The 15,881-nt window shown below is 61.3% G+C and carries 18 protein-coding genes; 1 reads left to right on the top strand and 17 read right to left on the bottom strand.

From position 1 onward, the window contains the following. Nucleotides 1–19 precede the first annotated feature (19 nt). The 11 genes from QKW60_RS08165 to QKW60_RS08115 all read right to left on the bottom strand — a co-directional run bounded on the left by QKW60_RS08165 (nucleotide 20) and on the right by QKW60_RS08115 (nucleotide 10,500). Nucleotides 20–814: an amino acid ABC transporter ATP-binding protein gene (locus QKW60_RS08165; protein ID WP_282367895.1), complete on the bottom strand. Its 795-nt coding sequence runs from the start codon at nucleotides 812–814 to the stop codon at nucleotides 20–22. A gap of 11 nt (nucleotides 815–825) precedes the next feature. Then, entirely contained in the window at nucleotides 826–2,256 is a 1,431-nt protein-coding gene (locus QKW60_RS08160; RefSeq protein ID WP_419762673.1) for an amino acid ABC transporter permease, read from the bottom strand. A 46-nt stretch (nucleotides 2,257–2,302) separates the two neighbouring features. Then, nucleotides 2,303–3,580, bottom strand: a complete 1,278-nt coding sequence (locus QKW60_RS08155) for an amino acid ABC transporter permease (RefSeq protein WP_282367893.1) — start codon at nucleotides 3,578–3,580, stop codon at nucleotides 2,303–2,305. A gap of 128 nt (nucleotides 3,581–3,708) precedes the next feature. Then, nucleotides 3,709–4,725, bottom strand: a complete 1,017-nt coding sequence (locus QKW60_RS08150) for an amino acid ABC transporter substrate-binding protein (protein WP_282367892.1) — start codon at nucleotides 4,723–4,725, stop codon at nucleotides 3,709–3,711. Nucleotides 4,726–4,927: 202 nt separating this feature from the next. Continuing rightward, nucleotides 4,928–5,647, bottom strand: a complete 720-nt coding sequence (locus QKW60_RS08145) for an ATP12 family chaperone protein (RefSeq protein WP_282367891.1) — start codon at nucleotides 5,645–5,647, stop codon at nucleotides 4,928–4,930. Next, nucleotides 5,644–6,315: an HAD-IA family hydrolase gene (locus QKW60_RS08140; protein WP_282367890.1), complete on the bottom strand. Its 672-nt coding sequence runs from the start codon at nucleotides 6,313–6,315 to the stop codon at nucleotides 5,644–5,646. The genes QKW60_RS08145 and QKW60_RS08140 overlap by 4 nt, the downstream gene beginning before the upstream one ends. Further along, nucleotides 6,312–7,358: an RluA family pseudouridine synthase gene (locus tag QKW60_RS08135; RefSeq protein WP_282367889.1), complete on the bottom strand. Its 1,047-nt coding sequence runs from the start codon at nucleotides 7,356–7,358 to the stop codon at nucleotides 6,312–6,314. The genes QKW60_RS08140 and QKW60_RS08135 overlap by 4 nt, the downstream gene beginning before the upstream one ends. Beyond that, complete coding sequence (crcB, locus tag QKW60_RS08130; protein ID WP_282367888.1) at nucleotides 7,355–7,732, bottom strand: fluoride efflux transporter CrcB; 378 nt, start codon at nucleotides 7,730–7,732, stop codon at nucleotides 7,355–7,357. The genes QKW60_RS08135 and crcB overlap by 4 nt, the downstream gene beginning before the upstream one ends. A gap of 118 nt (nucleotides 7,733–7,850) precedes the next feature. Next, nucleotides 7,851–9,161 carry a replication-associated recombination protein A gene (locus QKW60_RS08125; protein WP_282367887.1) on the bottom strand — a complete coding sequence of 437 codons (1,311 nt, stop codon included), beginning with the start codon at nucleotides 9,159–9,161 and terminating at the stop codon, nucleotides 7,851–7,853. Between the two features lie 83 nt (nucleotides 9,162–9,244). Further along, nucleotides 9,245–9,835 carry an acyl-homoserine-lactone synthase gene (locus QKW60_RS08120; RefSeq protein WP_282367886.1) on the bottom strand — a complete coding sequence of 197 codons (591 nt, stop codon included), beginning with the start codon at nucleotides 9,833–9,835 and terminating at the stop codon, nucleotides 9,245–9,247. Between the two features lie 53 nt (nucleotides 9,836–9,888). After that, nucleotides 9,889–10,500, bottom strand: coding sequence for an autoinducer binding domain-containing protein (locus QKW60_RS08115; RefSeq protein ID WP_282367885.1), 612 nt, complete (start codon nucleotides 10,498–10,500; stop codon nucleotides 9,889–9,891). Between the two features lie 78 nt (nucleotides 10,501–10,578). Between QKW60_RS08115 and QKW60_RS08110 the strand changes: the two genes are divergently transcribed. Further along, nucleotides 10,579–10,779 carry a hypothetical protein gene (locus QKW60_RS08110; RefSeq protein ID WP_282367883.1) on the top strand — a complete coding sequence of 67 codons (201 nt, stop codon included), beginning with the start codon at nucleotides 10,579–10,581 and terminating at the stop codon, nucleotides 10,777–10,779. Nucleotides 10,780–10,869: 90 nt separating this feature from the next. On the opposite strand, the gene rplQ is transcribed toward QKW60_RS08110, so the two are convergent. The 6 genes from rplQ to secY all read right to left on the bottom strand — a co-directional run bounded on the left by rplQ (nucleotide 10,870) and on the right by secY (nucleotide 15,788). Then, on the bottom strand, nucleotides 10,870–11,289 hold the full coding sequence (gene rplQ / locus QKW60_RS08105; RefSeq protein WP_282367881.1) for a 50S ribosomal protein L17: 420 nt from the start codon (nucleotides 11,287–11,289) through the stop codon (nucleotides 10,870–10,872). 207 nt (nucleotides 11,290–11,496) lie between these two features. Continuing rightward, nucleotides 11,497–12,513 (bottom strand): DNA-directed RNA polymerase subunit alpha, encoded by a 1,017-nt coding sequence (locus QKW60_RS08100; RefSeq protein WP_282367879.1) that lies wholly within the window; start codon nucleotides 12,511–12,513, stop codon nucleotides 11,497–11,499. A 118-nt stretch (nucleotides 12,514–12,631) separates the two neighbouring features. Continuing rightward, nucleotides 12,632–13,021, bottom strand: coding sequence for a 30S ribosomal protein S11 (gene rpsK / locus QKW60_RS08095; RefSeq protein WP_263739221.1), 390 nt, complete (start codon nucleotides 13,019–13,021; stop codon nucleotides 12,632–12,634). 15 nt (nucleotides 13,022–13,036) lie between these two features. Next, on the bottom strand, nucleotides 13,037–13,405 hold the full coding sequence (gene rpsM / locus QKW60_RS08090; protein WP_282367876.1) for a 30S ribosomal protein S13: 369 nt from the start codon (nucleotides 13,403–13,405) through the stop codon (nucleotides 13,037–13,039). A 177-nt stretch (nucleotides 13,406–13,582) separates the two neighbouring features. Next, the gene (locus QKW60_RS08085) at nucleotides 13,583–14,245 is read right to left on the bottom strand and encodes an adenylate kinase (protein WP_282367875.1); all 663 of its coding nucleotides are present in this window, start codon (nucleotides 14,243–14,245) and stop codon (nucleotides 13,583–13,585) included. A gap of 181 nt (nucleotides 14,246–14,426) precedes the next feature. Further along, nucleotides 14,427–15,788 (bottom strand): preprotein translocase subunit SecY, encoded by a 1,362-nt coding sequence (gene secY / locus QKW60_RS08080; RefSeq protein ID WP_282367874.1) that lies wholly within the window; start codon nucleotides 15,786–15,788, stop codon nucleotides 14,427–14,429. Nucleotides 15,789–15,881: the final 93 nt, after the last annotated feature.

Below are 15,881 nucleotides of genomic sequence, written 5' to 3'. Positions count from 1 at the left end.
TTCTTGTATCCAATGAGTGTCAGTGTCCGAGAATCTGGCTTAGGAACAACTTCGTCCGGTCCGATTGCGGGTTGTTGAAGAACTCTTTCGGTTCATTCTGTTCAACGATCTGGCCCTGGTCCATGAAGATGACCCGGTTCGCCACAGCCTGGGCGAAGCCCATCTCGTGGGTCACGCAGAGCATCGTCATCCCCTCTTCGGCCAGCTCGATCATCGTATCGAGCACTTCCTTGATCATCTCGGGGTCAAGCGCCGATGTCGGTTCGTCGAACAGCATGATGCGCGGCTTCATGCAGAGCGACCGGGCAATGGCCACCCGCTGCTGCTGACCACCCGACAACTGGCCCGGATACTTGTTGGCTTGCTCCGGAATCTTCACCTTTTCAAGGAAATGCATCGCCGTCGCCTCGGCTTCTTTCTTCGGGACCTTACGGACCCAGATGGGCGCGAGTGTGCAGTTTTCGAGGATCGTCAGATGCGGGAAAAGGTTGAAGTGCTGGAACACCATCCCGACCTCTGACCGCACCTTGTCGATGTTTTTGAGGTCATTGGTGAGTTCAATTCCGTCGACAACGATTTTGCCCTGCTGGTGTTCCTCCAACCGGTTGATGCAGCGGATCAACGTCGACTTGCCGGAACCGGAGGGACCGCAGATGACGATGCGCTCGCCCCGGTTCACCGTTACGTTGACGTCGCGCAGCACGTGGAACGCGCCGTACCATTTGTTCATATTGGTGATCTGGATTGCGACTTCGTCCGAAACCTGCATGTGGCTGCGGTCGATTTCGCGGGTGACTGCATGTGGGTCCGACATATGGACTCTCCTTAACGGTGTTCACGCTTCAGCTTGTTCTCGAGGTACATGGCGTACCGCGACATGCTGAAGCAGACGATGAAGAAAATGGCGCCGACGAAGATGTAGGGTTCCCAGTAGACACCCTTCCATTCGATGGCGGCGCGCACGGCGTCGGTGATGCCTTTCAGCGGGTCGAGCAAGGCGACGAAGACCACCAGTGTCGTGTCCTTGAAGAGCCCGATGAAGGAGGACACGATCCCGGGGATGGAGATCTTCAGCGCCTGTGGCATGATGATCAGCCGTTGCGCCTTCCAGTAGTCGAGACCAAGCGCGTCGGCCGCCTCGTACTGCCCGCGCGGAAGCGCGGCGAGACCACCCCGGATCACCTCGGCGATATAGGCGGCCGAGAAGAGCGTGACCATGATGATGACGCGCAGGATGATGTCGAAGTTGGTCCCCGGCGGCAGGAAGTAGTTCAGAAGCAGCGAGGCCACGAACAGAAGCGTGATCAACGGCACACCGCGGATGAACTCGATGAAGCCGACGCAGATCGCCTTGACAAGCGGCATATCTGACCGACGGCCGAGCGCGAGGATGATCCCCATCGGCAGCGAGATCGCGATGCCTGCAATTCCGATGGTGAAAGCAAGGACGAAGCCCCCGAATTCATCGGAATCAACACCCCTGAGCCAGAACGGCTGCGTCCGACCGGTCAGCCCGGTCAGCGTGTCAGAAAGAGCCCCGGCAGCGAAGTACCACCAGAGGATCGCCGCGATCGCACCGGCACCGGCGCCGACGATCGTTCCGACTGCATTGCTCGCGAACCGGAATGCGATCCAGCCAACGACAAATCCAAGCAGCGCAACGACTGGCAACCAGATCGTGCCGCCCCAAAGAAGCCAGAACGCAAGACCCGTGTAAACGCCTGTGAACCAAAGCAGATTGACCGGCCAGTGAACGCCACGAGACCCCAAGTAGCCGGTAATTGCGGCAAGCAGCACGAGAATCCCGACCGGGATCCATTGGCCATAGCTTACCGAAAGCCAGAGGATGAGCACGGCGATCACACCGCCCGCGATCCAGAGCTTGTTCGATTTTTCCGAGAACAGAACCGGTGCGAGCGCGACCATCAACAGCAGAAGCGCCAGAACTGGCCGCCAGTAGAGTTCACGCGGATAGAACCCGAACATGAATTGGTTCCAGCGTTCCCGGATCACCGCCCAACAGGCGCCATGTGCATCCTCGCCCCAGGTTGCCGCGATGATCTCGCGGCATTCCCCGAGCGAGTTGGCGTTCCAGACGCCGTGAAGGAACCATGGAAGCCCCAGCTTCAGCACAAAGAAAATCGCAGCAAGTCCCAGAACGGTCAGGGTCGAATTCAGCCAGCCCGAGAAGAGGTTCTCGCGCAGCCACTTGATCGCGCCGGATTCCAACGCCGGCGGGTCTGAGGGCGGCAACATTTCCTTGCGGACGAAGAGGGCCGAATTGGCATGAAGGTCGGACATCTCAGCGCTCCTTCAGCTTGACGGCGTTGTTGTAGACGTTCATCCCCGAGGAGATGAGCAGGCTCAGCGCCAGATAGGTGAGCATCAGGATGAGCATGCATTCCAGCTCTCGTCCTGTCTGGTTAAGCGTGATGCCGCCCAGCGTACCGCGCAGGTCCATGTAGCTGACCGCAATCGCCAGCGACGAATTCTTCGTCAGGTTCAGGTATTGCGAGATCAGAGGCGGAATAATCACCCGCAGAGCCTGTGGAAGGATGATCAGGCTCATCGTACGTCCCGGACGCAGCCCGAGCGCGAAGGACGCCTCGGACTGACCCTTGGAAATGGCCATGATGCCGGCGCGAACGATCTCGGCAATGAAGGCCGCCGTGTAGAGCGTCAGTCCAAGCCAGAGCGCCATCAGTGCGTTCGAGACAAGGATGCCGCCGGTAAAGTTGAACCCGCCGAGTGTGGGGATCTCCAGATGGAAGCCGAGGGCGAGTAGAAGCACGATGATTGGGCCGAAGAGCACCAAAAGGCTCTTCCACCAGGTAACAGGCCGGATGCCGGTCGCCTCCTGCACTGCTGTCGCGTGTTTCTTGATCGCCCGGTAGCCGAGAATGCTGCCGACGATCACTGCGAGGATCGCGAGTGTGTTGAGGCTGATCGGTAGGAAGCCGATTTTAATCTCGCCCAGCGAGCGTTCGTAAAGTGCCGCCGGAACGAAGGTACCGCGATTGGTGATGGCAACGGTGTCCAGGAGGATCATCGAGGCGGCCGGTTCTTCGCCTGCCGCGATCATCTCATCTGTAACCTTGAAATCACGAGGTTGCGGCGTGATCTCGGTCAAGACTGCAAAAATTACAAGGATCCAAAGCAGTACCGGGACGTTGCGAAAGCCTTCGACATAAACCGTCATCAGGCGCGCGACGAGCCAGTTCTTCGACAGTCTGAGCACGCCGACAATCACTCCGACAACGGTCGCCGCCACGCAACCCAGCACCGCCACGAGGATCGTGTTGACGAGCCCCACGAGCATTGCACGCAGATGGGTGTCGTCGTTGGTATAGGGTATGAGCGTCTGATTGATGTCATAACCGGCCCGGTTCCAGAGGAACGAGAAGCTCGGCGTCTTATCCAGCGCCGTGAGATTGGCCATCAGGTTGTCATAGAGCCACCAGACTCCGGCCATGGCGAGAATTACAACGATGGTCTGAATGGTGATCGACCGATAGCGCGTATCGTAAATCAGCATCCCTAGCCGAAAGGATTCCCTCGGCGTGTCAGCGGCTGTAGCCATGATTATATCCCCGTTGTCGAAGGCGTTTGCGGCTTTGCCGTCTGTTCAGGGCACAATGCCCCGGCCTTCTGTCTGTTCTTGATGGAGGAAAAAGGCGCGCGGTTTTCCGCGCGCCTTAAGGGGTCAGATCAGCGGAACGGCGGCGTGTAGAGCAGGCCGCCCTGAGTCCACTGCGCGTTGAGGCCGCGGGCCAGACCGATCGGGGTCGATTCACCGAGATACTTGGCGAAGATTTCGCCATAGTTGCCTTCGGCAGCAATCGCACGCTTGCCCCATTCCTTGTCGAGCCCAATCATCGCACCAAGGTCGCCCTCGGTTCCGAGGATCCGGTTGACTTCCGGGTTCTCGGTGCCCTTCGACAGCTCTTCCACGTTGGCCGAGGTTACGCCGAATTCTTCCGCCGCGATCAGCGCGTTCAGCACCCAGCGGTTGATGTCGGCCCACTGGTCATCGCCATGGCGGACGAGCGGCCCGAGCGGCTCTTTCGAGATGATTTCCGGAAGGATGATGTGATTTTCCGGATCGGCAAACACAGCGCGCGTCGCGGCAAGGCCCGAAGCGTCAGTTGTGTAGGCGTCACAAGCACCGGCAAGGTACTGCTGTTCGCCTTCAGCGTTGGTCTGGATCGCGACCGGCTGGTAGGACATGTTGTTGACCTTGAAAAAGTCAGCAAGGTTCAGTTCGGTCGTCGTGCCGGTCTGGATGCAAACCGTGGCGCCGTCCAGTTCCTTGGCCGAAGAAACGCCGAGGTCCTTCTTCACCATGAAGCCCTGGCCGTCATAGTAGTTCACACCGGTGAAGGTGAACTTGAGGTCCGCATCGCGCGAGAAGGTCCAGGTCGTGTTCCGGGCCAGCATGTCGATCTCGCCCGACGCGAGAGCAGTAAAGCGGGTTTCGCCAGTGGTCGGAACGTATTTCACCTTGGACGCATCACCAAGAACGGCAGCCGCGACGGCCTTACAGATGGCCACGTCAAAGCCCTGCCAGTTGCCGTTGGCATCCGGGGCTGCGAAGCCCGTGAGACCGGTGTTGACGCCACAGATCAGCTCGCCGCGGGCCTTGACGTCGTCAAGCGTTGCCGCCGACGCGAAGCCAGCCAGCAGAGCACTCGCTGCCAGCGTCCCGAGGAATACCGATTTTTTCATATGTACCTCTTCCTGAGTTGCCACCCCGAGGGGCGGTCTGTTCGGACCGAGTGGTCGGCCCCTGTTTATTGGGGTTCATGCCCCCGCGCGGCGCAGTGTTGAACGATGTGTTGCGCGCGTCAAGGTCGCAAACAGCCCGGCGAATGACGGAAATGCCATTTGACATGTGGTTTTTCGGGGTGACGCGGCGTCGCGCGTAACTTTATTCCGCAAGTGGGCGTGAAAGTTCCCAAAAATGGCGCGCCCGAAGGAACTCCGTCTTGCGCAGCGCCGCGTTGGCGGACGCTTCTTCGTCTTCGCCCCAATGCTCGGCTTGCCAGTCTTCGTCCAGGCGCGACAGAGACCAGAGGGATTCGGCGTCGAATTCGCCGCGCGTTGCAGCAAGTCCCAGGATCAGTGAACCGCTGAGCCCGACCAGATCGTAAAGCGCGGTAAGCTGAAATGGCGTCGTCGCTCGGACCACAGCGGCCAACCTGTCGAGACACTCCGCAGGCTGGGCTACCGGCACGACGCCCCGCGTAACGCAGAGGCGCGAACTGAACGTATCTGCCGCCCAGTCCAGCAGCGGGTCCCAGGCCTTCGCCTGCGCCTCGACCAGAGCCTTCGGCGCTTCGGCGCGGTAGCAGAGAAGGTCTGACCCGCCGTAGTCGGCCACCAGTTGCGCTACTTCCTCGAACTGCGGGGCGACCTTGTCGATGGCGGCATTGGCCCGGCGCGTCACGGGCATGGTGCGGGGATCAACTGCCCCTTCGACCGCCTGCCATTCTGCCGCGATCGCCTCGGCCATTGCATGGCTCGGCAGCAACAGGGGCGCTTTGGCGGGTGTACGCACGGGACGTGCGTCAAGCAGCACGGCAAAGCCACCTTCTGCCTCAGCCACCGTCACCGCTTTCCAGAACCGTTTCGCCTTCCAGCCGCTCATGCCGTCTCCAAGATATCGTCAATCGCATCCGCCAGCGCACCAGCCGTTTCCACCACCCGTCCGGCCCCGGCCGCTGCCAGCGTCTCGGCCCGGTGATAACCCCAGCTGACCCCGATCGTGTGGAACCCGGCGGCGCGGCCCATCTGGATGTCATAGGTCGTGTCGCCGATCATCACCGCATCCCGAGCCGGAACCCCGGTTTCGGCCAATGCCGCAAGCAGCATCGAGGGGTGCGGTTTCGACGGGTGATCATCGGCGACTTGGGTGGTGATGAAATTGTCCTGCAATTCGTGCCCGGCCAGAACATGGGTCAGCCCGCGCCGGGATTTACCGGTCGCCACACCGAGAAGCGTCTCGGGTTCTGCACGAAGCCGCACGATGAGATCGGCCATTCCGTCGAATAATGGCGACAGGCGGTCCGCCCGCATTCGCCCGAAGCTGCCCTTGTAGGCCTCGACCAGATCGGCTTGCGCAACCGCCGGCAGCTCCGGGACGAGGCGGGCCATCGCCTCGGGCAGCGACAGGCCGACGATGGAGAGGATCTCGGCGCGCGAGGGCAGCGGATGGCCGACCTCAGTGAACGCATGCTCCATCGCCCCGTGGATATGGTCCTGACTATCGACAATCGTGCCGTCGACATCGAAGACCACCAGCCGCAGCCCCGTCATGCCTCCTCCGCGAACGGATCGGCGGGGACATCGGCCTCGGACCAGCCGAGTGTCTTCCAGGTGCGTTTCATATGGTCGGGCAAAGGCGCGGTCAGGGTAATGCGTTTGCCGGTGATCGGGTGATCGAAGCTGATCGAACGCGCATGAAGATGCAGCTTGCGGCTGATATCGCCGCCCAACTGGGCGCCCCAACCATCGCCGAGGTTTTCCTGCCCTGAACCGCCATATTTGCCGTCGCCCACGATCGGGTGGCCCAGTTCGGCCATATGGGCCCGAAGCTGATGGGTGCGGCCGGTCACCGGAACCAGCGCGACCCATGCGGTGCGGGTGCCAAGCGCGTCGAGTACAGCGAAATCGGTCGTCGCCCGTTTCGCGCCATCGGTCTCATCGATCTTGGACGGATGAACGGCCATCATTTTCTCGCCTTCGCCGCCCCGCCCATGGCCGGGAGCCTTCACCAAACCGAACCGGATCGTACCCATCTTCGGGTTCGGCACACCGGCAACGGCCGCCCAGTAGATCTTGCGCGTGGTGCGCGACTGGAAGGCTTCACTCAGCGCACGGGCAATGCGGCTGGTGCGGGCCAGAAGCAGGACGCCGGATGTGTCCTTGTCGAGCCGGTGGACGAGCTTCGGCTGATCCTTGTAGCCGAACATCAGGGCGGCACTCAGACCGTCGACATGGCGGTTGCCCTGCCCCGATCCTCCCTGCGACGGCAGGCCCGGCGGCTTGTTCAGGGCGATGATATGTTCGTCCTTCCACAGGACCGCCGCCTGGATCATCTTTGCATCGGCGGCGCTGATCCCGGCCTCGGGCTTCGGCACGTTGGATTCGGATGCCGGCAGCGGCGGCACGCGCACCTCCTGCCCTGGCTGGACCCTGGTGGAGGCCTTGACCCGCCCGCCATCGACGCGGATCTGCCCGGTGCGGCACAGCTTCTCGATCTGGCCCTGCGTGATCTGCGCGAAACGCCTCTTCAGCCAGCGGTCGAGACGGCTTTCGCCCTCGTCGACGGACACGGTCAGGAGTTTGACGCTGCTCATGCGAATACCCCACGGGTCACGGCCATTCCGGCGACGATCCCGGCTAACGACAGGATCACCGACCCAAGAACATAGGCGGCGGCAAGCCCCGTCTGGCCACGTTCCCAGATGGTCAGCGCGTCGAGCGAGAAGGCCGAGAAGGTGGTGAAGCCGCCCAAGAGACCCGTCATCAGAAACGGCGCCATCCGGGTCGCGTCCTTGTGGGCCAGCGCCACGACAATCACCCCCATCAGGAACGAGCCCACGACGTTCACCACGACCGTGCCCCAGGGAAAACCGGGGCCGATCAGCCGCATCGCGGCGACATTGGTCATATAGCGGGCCGAGGCGCCGAGCGCGCCGCCAAGGGCCACCTGAAGCAGGGTCTGGATCATGGCGCCTTCCTCATGCCTCACGCGGGCAAAGTCAACTCCGGCCAGCGCTCCTCAAAGCCCCTTCGGGGCACTCATCGCCACGAGAAGCCCGGACACTGGCCTCGGCGCACGAGGAGTGTCAGCTGCGTTTGTCGCGCAGCTTCGCGAACCACTCGACCCGCTTCTTCAGTTCACGTTCATAGCCGCGCTCGACCGGCTGGTAGAAGACGGGGCGCTTCATCGTTTCGGGAAAATAGTTCTGGCCAGAAAACCCGTCCTCGGCGTCGTGGTCATAGGCATAGCCCGACCCGTAGCCCTGATCCTTCATCATCTTCGTCGGCGCATTCAGGATATGTTTCGGCGGCGGTTCCGACCCGGTCTTGCGCGCCTCGGCGCGCGCCGCCTTGTAGGCGACATAGACCGCGTTCGATTTCGGCGCGAGCGCGAGATAGGTGACGGCCTCGGCCAGCGCCAATTCGCCCTCGGGGCTGCCAAGGCGTTCATAGACCTCCCAGGCGTGCAGGCAGATCGACTGCGCCTGCGGATCGGCAAGACCGATATCCTCGACCGACATCCGCGTGATGCGGCGGGCGAGGAAACGCGGATCCTCACCGCCTTCCAGCATGCGCGCGAACCAGTAGAGTGCTGCGTCCGGGTCGGACCCGCGCACGGATTTATGCAGGGCAGAGATGAGGTTGTAATGCTCCTCGCCCGACTTGTCGTATTTCGCTGCGCGCCGCATCAGTCGATCGGACAAGGCCGTTGTGTCGAGCGTTTTGTCGGTCTTCCAGGCGGCCACCTGTTCGATGAGGTTCAACAGCGCGCGGCCATCGCCGTCGGCCATGTTCACCAGTGCCTCGCGCGCCTCCGCCTTCAGGGGCAGTGCACGGCCAAGCTCCTTTTCCGCCCGCTGCACCAGAAGCTCCAGATCGGCGGGCGAGAGCCGGTCCAGCACGATCACCTGCGAGCGGCTGAGAAGAGCGGCGTTCAGTTCAAATGAGGGGTTTTCGGTGGTGGCGCCGACCAGCACGATAGTGCCGTCTTCCATATGCGGCAGGAACCCGTCCTGCTGGGCCTTGTTAAAGCGGTGAATCTCATCAACGAAGAGGAGCGTGCCCCTGCCCTGCTGACGGCGCAGCTTCGCCGCCTCGAAGACTTTCCGAAGCTCAGGCACGCCGGAAAAGATCGCGCTGATCTGCACAAAGGCAAGGTCAGTGGCATCGGCCAGCAACCGGGCAATCGTGGTTTTGCCAACTCCGGGCGGACCCCAGAGAATCAGCGACGAAAGAGATCCCGAGGCCAGCATCGCGCCGAGAGGGCCATCGGCAGAGAGTACCTTCTTCTGCCCGATAACTTCGGCAATCGCGGCAGGCCGCAACCGGTCCGCCAACGGACGCGGCGCGTCGTGCAGGGTTGCAGTATTGGCGGTCTGATCGAAAAGATCCGGCATGGCCGAGAGACTATCTCAGCGGCAATGCCGATAAAAGCGGAAGCATGGGCCGGCTGCCATTTGGAAGCCGGCCCGTCTGGCAATCAATGCAGCGTCGACGAGAAGTCCATCGACACGACCTGGTTGTCCACTCCGTCGATATTCATCACCGGTCCCATCGCCGTCATGTCGACACCGACCCGTCCGGCCCAGCGCGGCCAGTTCGCTGCGAGAAGCGTCAGACAATGTGTTGCGCCAAGGCGCCGGGCCGCTCCTCCGAGTTCCATGACCAGCTTTGCATGCACCCTGCGGCGCAGATGCGCCGGAACCGTGTGTGATACGAAGAGGCGCGAACTCTCCCAGACGGTTTCCGCCACGGGCGCCTCCTCGAAAAGAAGGTTCGCCGGGATCGTGTCGAGAAGTCCGCGCTGTGCATCGCGGATCATGTAGGAATAGATCCCGCAGCGTGCTGTGGTCGGCGTCAGGCGGTTCCCCGCCAGAACCTGGCCCAACTCATCATGCACGACAACCCAGCGGCTTGCCGGTGTATCGTACTGGTCGTATTCCATGCCGAGCGCCTCGGGCAGGTCCCATTTGTTGTGACCGATGAAAAGCTCACGCCGAGCACGAAGCATATTGGCAAAGAGCTCCCCATGGTTGTGGAGATTCTCAAAAGAAAGGGTAGTGGTCTGCATGACATCCTCCTGCAGGGTGGGTGGTTAATCGGTAACCTTGCGGAGGACGACCGTCAGAGCAGTCGGTAGTCTTTTGCCCTCTGGATCGCTTCGGCAGTCGTCCGCGCCATCAGTCTCTGCCGCGCAGAGTTAAGTCTGGCCTTGAGCGCACTTTCCGAAATCCCGAGTTTCGCGGCCGCTGCTGCGTGCCGGTCGCCGCCCGCAATGCACTTAAGAGCTTCGATCTGAGCCGTCGTCAGTTCGCTCGGCGGCTCGGTCGCATCGTGCAACTCATGCACGATCGATGCCACACGGGCAATCTCTTCGTCGGTGAACTCCCGCTCGCTATGGGCGATACTTGCGATCGTACGGGAACTTATTTCTCCGTAGGACACCGTCGCGCCGTATTTCAGGCCGTATTGTGCTGCTTCTGCGAAAAGTCCGAATGGATCGGGCAATCGCTTGTCGCTCCAACGGATCGTGCCGGTCGTACTGAACCCCCAGGCGGTCATGGGATCGCGAAGCACATAGCCATTGTTGGTATAGTGATCGAGCCAAGCCTGATCATAGGTCTGAAACGTCATCAAAGGCGCAGTAAAACGAATGTGCAAACCAAGGAAATAACCGGCCGGGGCGAGAAGCCCCAGCTCATGTAACCTGAGATCTATGCCGCGATGCGAAGACATGTCTTTTTAGACAAGTTGCCTTGCCCCCAATCAACTCTAAATTGATCCTCAGCGTATTTCTCGTTGAGGGTCAAGCTATTGCGTACGATCGATCCTGAGCTGTTTGCAAGGCTGATGCGCCTTCCCGATACCGCGCGAACAGATCTCCTGGAATTCCTGGGCGCAACGCCACTGGCAGATGTGCAGCTGTCAGCAGTTATCGATGCGGCCGCCGCGCAGATGCAATCGACAAGCCGGTCGGTACATATTGCAACAGGCAGAATCGACGACATCATTTAGCAGCACACCCATTGAACGAAACAACCCCGCCGATAGTAGCGACGGGGTTGTTACTTTTACAATACCACGCGCTAGGCGGGTGACGCTACGTCAGGATTCGGCGGCTTCCGCGGCCTCGAGACGCGCCTTGTCGGCAGCGCCCTTGGCGGCCGGATCACGGTCGACGAATTCGATGATCGCCATTGGCGCCATGTCGCCATAGCGGAACCCGGCTTTCAGAACGCGGACATAACCGCCCTGACGGTCCTTGTAGCGCGGGCCGAGAATTTCGAAGAGGCGTGCGACATACTTGTCCTGCTTAAGCTGGGCAGCCGCCTGACGACGGGCATGCAGGTCGCCGCGCTTGGCGAGCGTGATCAGCTTTTCGATGATAGGACGCAGTTCCTTCGCCTTGGGAAGGGTGGTCTTGATCTGTTCATGTTCGATGAGCGAACCGGCCATGTTGGCGAAGAGCGCCTTACGGTGCTCATGGGTACGGTTCAGACGGCGGTAGCCGCGGGCGTGACGCATTTTGATCTCCTATCGTCTTTTGCTTTGTCCGGCGGGCGTGGTCCTCGCGCCGCTCTCCTTGGGGCGTTGTGCCCATGTTTTCCCCGCATCTGGCGGGCATTCCGGGGGGGCCGTCTAAAGCCGGCCCACCCGTCTGTCAAGCGTCCCGCATCCGTATGGCATCTGTCGGGCATCCGTCCCGACACGCCGCACGGCGGATTAGGACTTTCAGAACTGGTCTTCGAAGCGCTTCGCGAGGTCTTCGATGTTCTCTGGCGGCCAGTCCTCGACATCCATGCCGAGGTGCAGACCCATGCCCGAAAGCACTTCCTTGATCTCGTTCAGCGACTTGCGGCCGAAGTTCGGGGTGCGCAGCATCTCGGCTTCGGTCTTCTGGATCAGATCGCCGATATAGACGATGTTGTCGTTCTTCAGGCAGTTCGCCGAACGGACGCTGAGTTCCAGCTCGTCCACCTTCTTGAGGAGGAGCGGGTTGAATTCCAGCCCGTCGTCCGCGTCCTGCTTGGAGGCCGATTCCGGTTCGTCGAAGTTGACGAAGATGCCAAGCTGGTCCTGAAGGATGCGCGCGGCATAGGCCACGGCATCGTCCGGGGTCAGCGAGCCGTCCGTCTCGATCTTCATCGTCAGCTTGTCATAGTCCAGAACCTGGCCCTCACGGGTCGGCTGAACTTCGTAGCTGACTTTCTTGACCGGCGAATAGATCGCGTCGATCGGGATCAGACCGATGGGTGCGTCTTCCGGGCGGTTCTTGTCGGCCGCGACATAGCCCTTGCCGGTATCGACCGTCAGTTCCATGAAGAGGTCGGCGCCGTCGTCGAGGTGGCAGATCACGTGGTCCTTGTTCAGAACCTCGATGCCATTCGATTCCGAGATGTCGCCAGCGGTGACAACGCCCGGACCCTTGGCCGAGATCGACAGGCGCTTCGGCCCTTCGACTTCCATCTTCAAGGAGACGCCCTTGAGGTTCAGAACGATGTCGGTGACGTCTTCGCGGACACCGGCGACCGAGGAGAACTCGTGCAGCACGTTGTCGATCTGGACGGAGGTGATGGCAGCGCCCTGAAGCGACGACATCAGCACCCGGCGCAGCGCGTTGCCAAGCGTCAGGCCAAAGCCGCGCTCCAGCGGTTCGGCGATCAGCGTCGCCTTGCGCTGCGGGTCGTTGCCCGGCTTTACGTCAAGCTGCTGCGGCTTGATCAGTTCAGCCCAATTCTTGTGGATCATGCGTTCTGCCTCCATACCTGTTCCCGGTCCATGACCGATGCCCGGGAACGCCCGAGGGAAAAAACGAAAACGCCCCGGGCCGCGCTTTGCCGCACGGCCCGGACCGCTGAATAAGTCGTCAGACGCGCCGGCGCTTCGGCGGACGGCAGCCGTTATGCGCGATCGGCGTCACATCACGGATCGAGGTGATGTTGAAACCGGCGGCGGCGAGGCCGCGCAGCGCGCTTTCACGGCCCGAACCCGGGCCCTGCACTTCGACTTCCAGCGTCTTCACGCCGTGTTCCTGCGCCTTGCGGGCCACGTCTTCGGCAGCCATCTGGGCGGCATAGGGGGTCGACTTGCGCGATCCCTTGAAGCCCATCGTGCCGGCCGAGGACCAGGCAATCGCGTTGCCCTGAACGTCGGAGATCAGGATCTTGGTGTTGTTGAACGAGGAGTTCACATGCGCAACGCCAGCGGCGATGTTCTTGCGCTCCTTGCGCTTCATACGGGTCTTGTCACGAGCCATCGGTCAAGCCTCCCCTTACTTCTTCTTACCGGCAATGGCCTTTGCGGGGCCTTTGCGGGTACGGGCGTTGGTGTGGGTCCGCTGGCCGCGGACCGGGAGGTTGCGGCGATGACGCAGGCCGCGGTAGCAGCCGAGATCCATCAGACGCTTGACGTTCATCTGCACTTCGCGGCGCAGGTCGCCTTCGACCGTGAAGTTGGCGTCGATATGTTCGCGGATGGCGAGCACTTCGGCGTCGGAAAGCTCGTTCACACGACGGGTCGGTTCGATCTTGACCGCCTCACAGATTTTGTGGGCGATATCGTTGCCGATGCCGTGGATATACTGAAGGGCGATGGGGACGCGCTTCCCCGTCGGGATGTTGACGCCAGCAATACGTGCCACGCGTAGCTTCCTTTCGTTGCGGTTCCGTGATGCCGGAACCTTTTTTCACAACTATGGCCCGAAGGCTTGGATGCCGCCGGGCCGGTTCTTCCGAACTGATTCGCTTACGGGAAAACCCGGCAAATCAAGACGATTCTCATCAGAGACGCCGTGACCTAGTGGGATTTGACGCTGGCGTCAAGACGCCGTGGCCTGATCCAGCACATTGGCGATGGATTTGGCGACCGCGTCGATCTCGCCCAGCCCGTCGACGGTGAAGAGATCGCCCATCGCGTAGTAGTAGCCGATGAGCGGAGAGGTCTTCTTGTAGTACTCCATCAGCCGCTGCTTGAGGCTGTCGGCGTTGTCGTCGGCGCGGCGCTTGAATTCGGCCTTCTGGCCGCAGCTTGTGCAGGTGCCATCGACCGGGATCGGCTTGGTAATGTCGTTGTAGACTTCGCCGCAATTGCCGCAGGTCGAGCGCGCCGTAATCCGCTGCACCAGCGCGTCGTCGTCCACCCGCATCTCGATCACCGCGTCAAGCTGGTTGCCCGACCGCTTGAGAAGCGCGCCGAGCGCATCCGCCTGCGCCAGCGTGCGCGGGAAGCCATCGAAGATGAAACCCTTGGCCTTGGTGTCGGCAAGCTTCTCCTCGATCAGGCCGATGACGATCTCATCCGTGACCAGGTCGCCGCGCGCCATGACATCGGCGACGATCTTGCCCATCTCGGTGCCGGAGTCCTTGGCCTCGCGCAGCATGTCGCCGGTCGAAAGCTGCACCAGTCCGCGTTCTTCGACCAGAAGCCGGGCCTGAGTTCCTTTGCCCGCCCCCGGCGGTCCGAGAAGAATGATATTGGTCATGGGTCCCCCTTTAGGCCGGCCGGGTTTACACCGAATTGCTACCCAAGCCAACGCCTGTGTGCAATCGGATACCGACCACCTGTGAGGGTGTAGCGGCGTTTCGGGTTTAGATTGAATCAGAATTCGAACCTTTTTCGTTCGAATTCTGATTCACCTTGTTTCCGTCGAAACCCGACACGCTCTAGCGACGCGAGGGCGCTTTCTTTGCCCCGCCCCGCCTCTTGCCGCGCAGCTGGGACTTTTCGATCAGCCCTTCATACTGGTGCGCAAGAAGATGCGATTGGATCTGGTTGATCGTGTCCATCGTGACCGACACGACGATCAGCACCGACGTACCGCCGAAGTAGAACGGGATCGACAGTTGCGAGCGCAGGATCTCGGGCAGAAGGCAAACGGCGGCCAGATAGCCGGAGCCGACGACGAGGATACGCGCCACGACATAGTCGAGGTAATCCACCGTCTTCGCGCCCGGACGGATGCCCGGAATGAAGCCGCCCTGGTTTTTCAGGTTGTCGGCCACATCATCGGATTTGAACGACACGTTCGCGGTGTAGAAATACGCGAAGAAGACGATCATGCTCGTGAAGAACAGAAGGTAGAGCGGCTGGCCGGGGCCGAAATAGGCGAGGATCGTCGACATGACCGGGCCGGTCTGTGAACCCGAGAAGGTCGCGATCGTGGTCGGCAGCAGCAGAAGCGACGAGGCGAAGATCGCCGGGATGACGCCCGCCGGGTTGACCTTGATCGGCAGGTGCGAGGACGAGCCGTCCATGATCTTCATGCCGACCTGGCGGCGGGGATACTGAATGTGGATCTTCCTCAGCGCCCGCTCCATGAAGACCACGAAGGCGATGACGCCGATGACCATCAGGATCACGCCGATGATGACCGGGGCAGAAATCGCGCCGATCCGGCCCTGTTCGAAGAACTGCGCAAGTGCTGCCGGGATATTGGCGACGATGCCGACGAAGATGATCAGTGAGACGCCGTTGCCGACGCCGCGCGCGGTGATCTGTTCGCCAAGCCACATCAGGAACATGGTGCCGCCCACCAGCGTGATGACGCAGGCCAGCTGGAAGAAGAGCCCGGGATCATGGGCCAGGTCGCCCGCCTCAAGGCTGCGGGCAAGCCCGTAGGCCTGGAAAGTCGCGAGAAGAACCGTTCCGTAACGGGTATACTGGTTGATCTTCTTGCGTCCCTGCTCGCCCTCTTTCTTGAGCTGTTCGAGCGCGGGCACCATCGCCGTCAGAAGCTGGACGATGATCGAGGCCGAGATATAGGGCATGATGCCAAGCGCGAAGATCCCCATCCGGCCCAGCGCGCCGCCGGTGAACATCTGCAGCATGCCGCCGATGCCCTGAGAGGCGTCCTTCATGAACTCGCGAAGGGCCACCGCGTCGATGCCGGGCACTGGGATATAGGTGCCAAGGCGGTAGACGATCAGAAGTCCGATGGTGAAGAAGATGCGTTGGCGAAGGTCGGTGGCCTTGCCAAAGGCCCCCCAGCTTAAGTTCGCCGCCATTTGCTCTGCAGCAGATGCCATTCCGGTCTCGCTTGTATGACAGCGCCGCCGAACCGTTTCCCGGTCGGCGGCGCTTTGGAAAACTCGTGTCTATGTAAGCGCCGCTTGCGTCGC

The sequence above is a fragment of the Albidovulum aestuarii genome, assembly GCF_029961185.1.
GTDB classification, from domain to species: Bacteria; Pseudomonadota; Alphaproteobacteria; order Rhodobacterales; family Rhodobacteraceae; genus Albidovulum; species Albidovulum aestuarii.
Note: the sequence above shows the minus strand (reverse complement) of the source record. Positions and strands in the feature narration are given on the sequence as shown.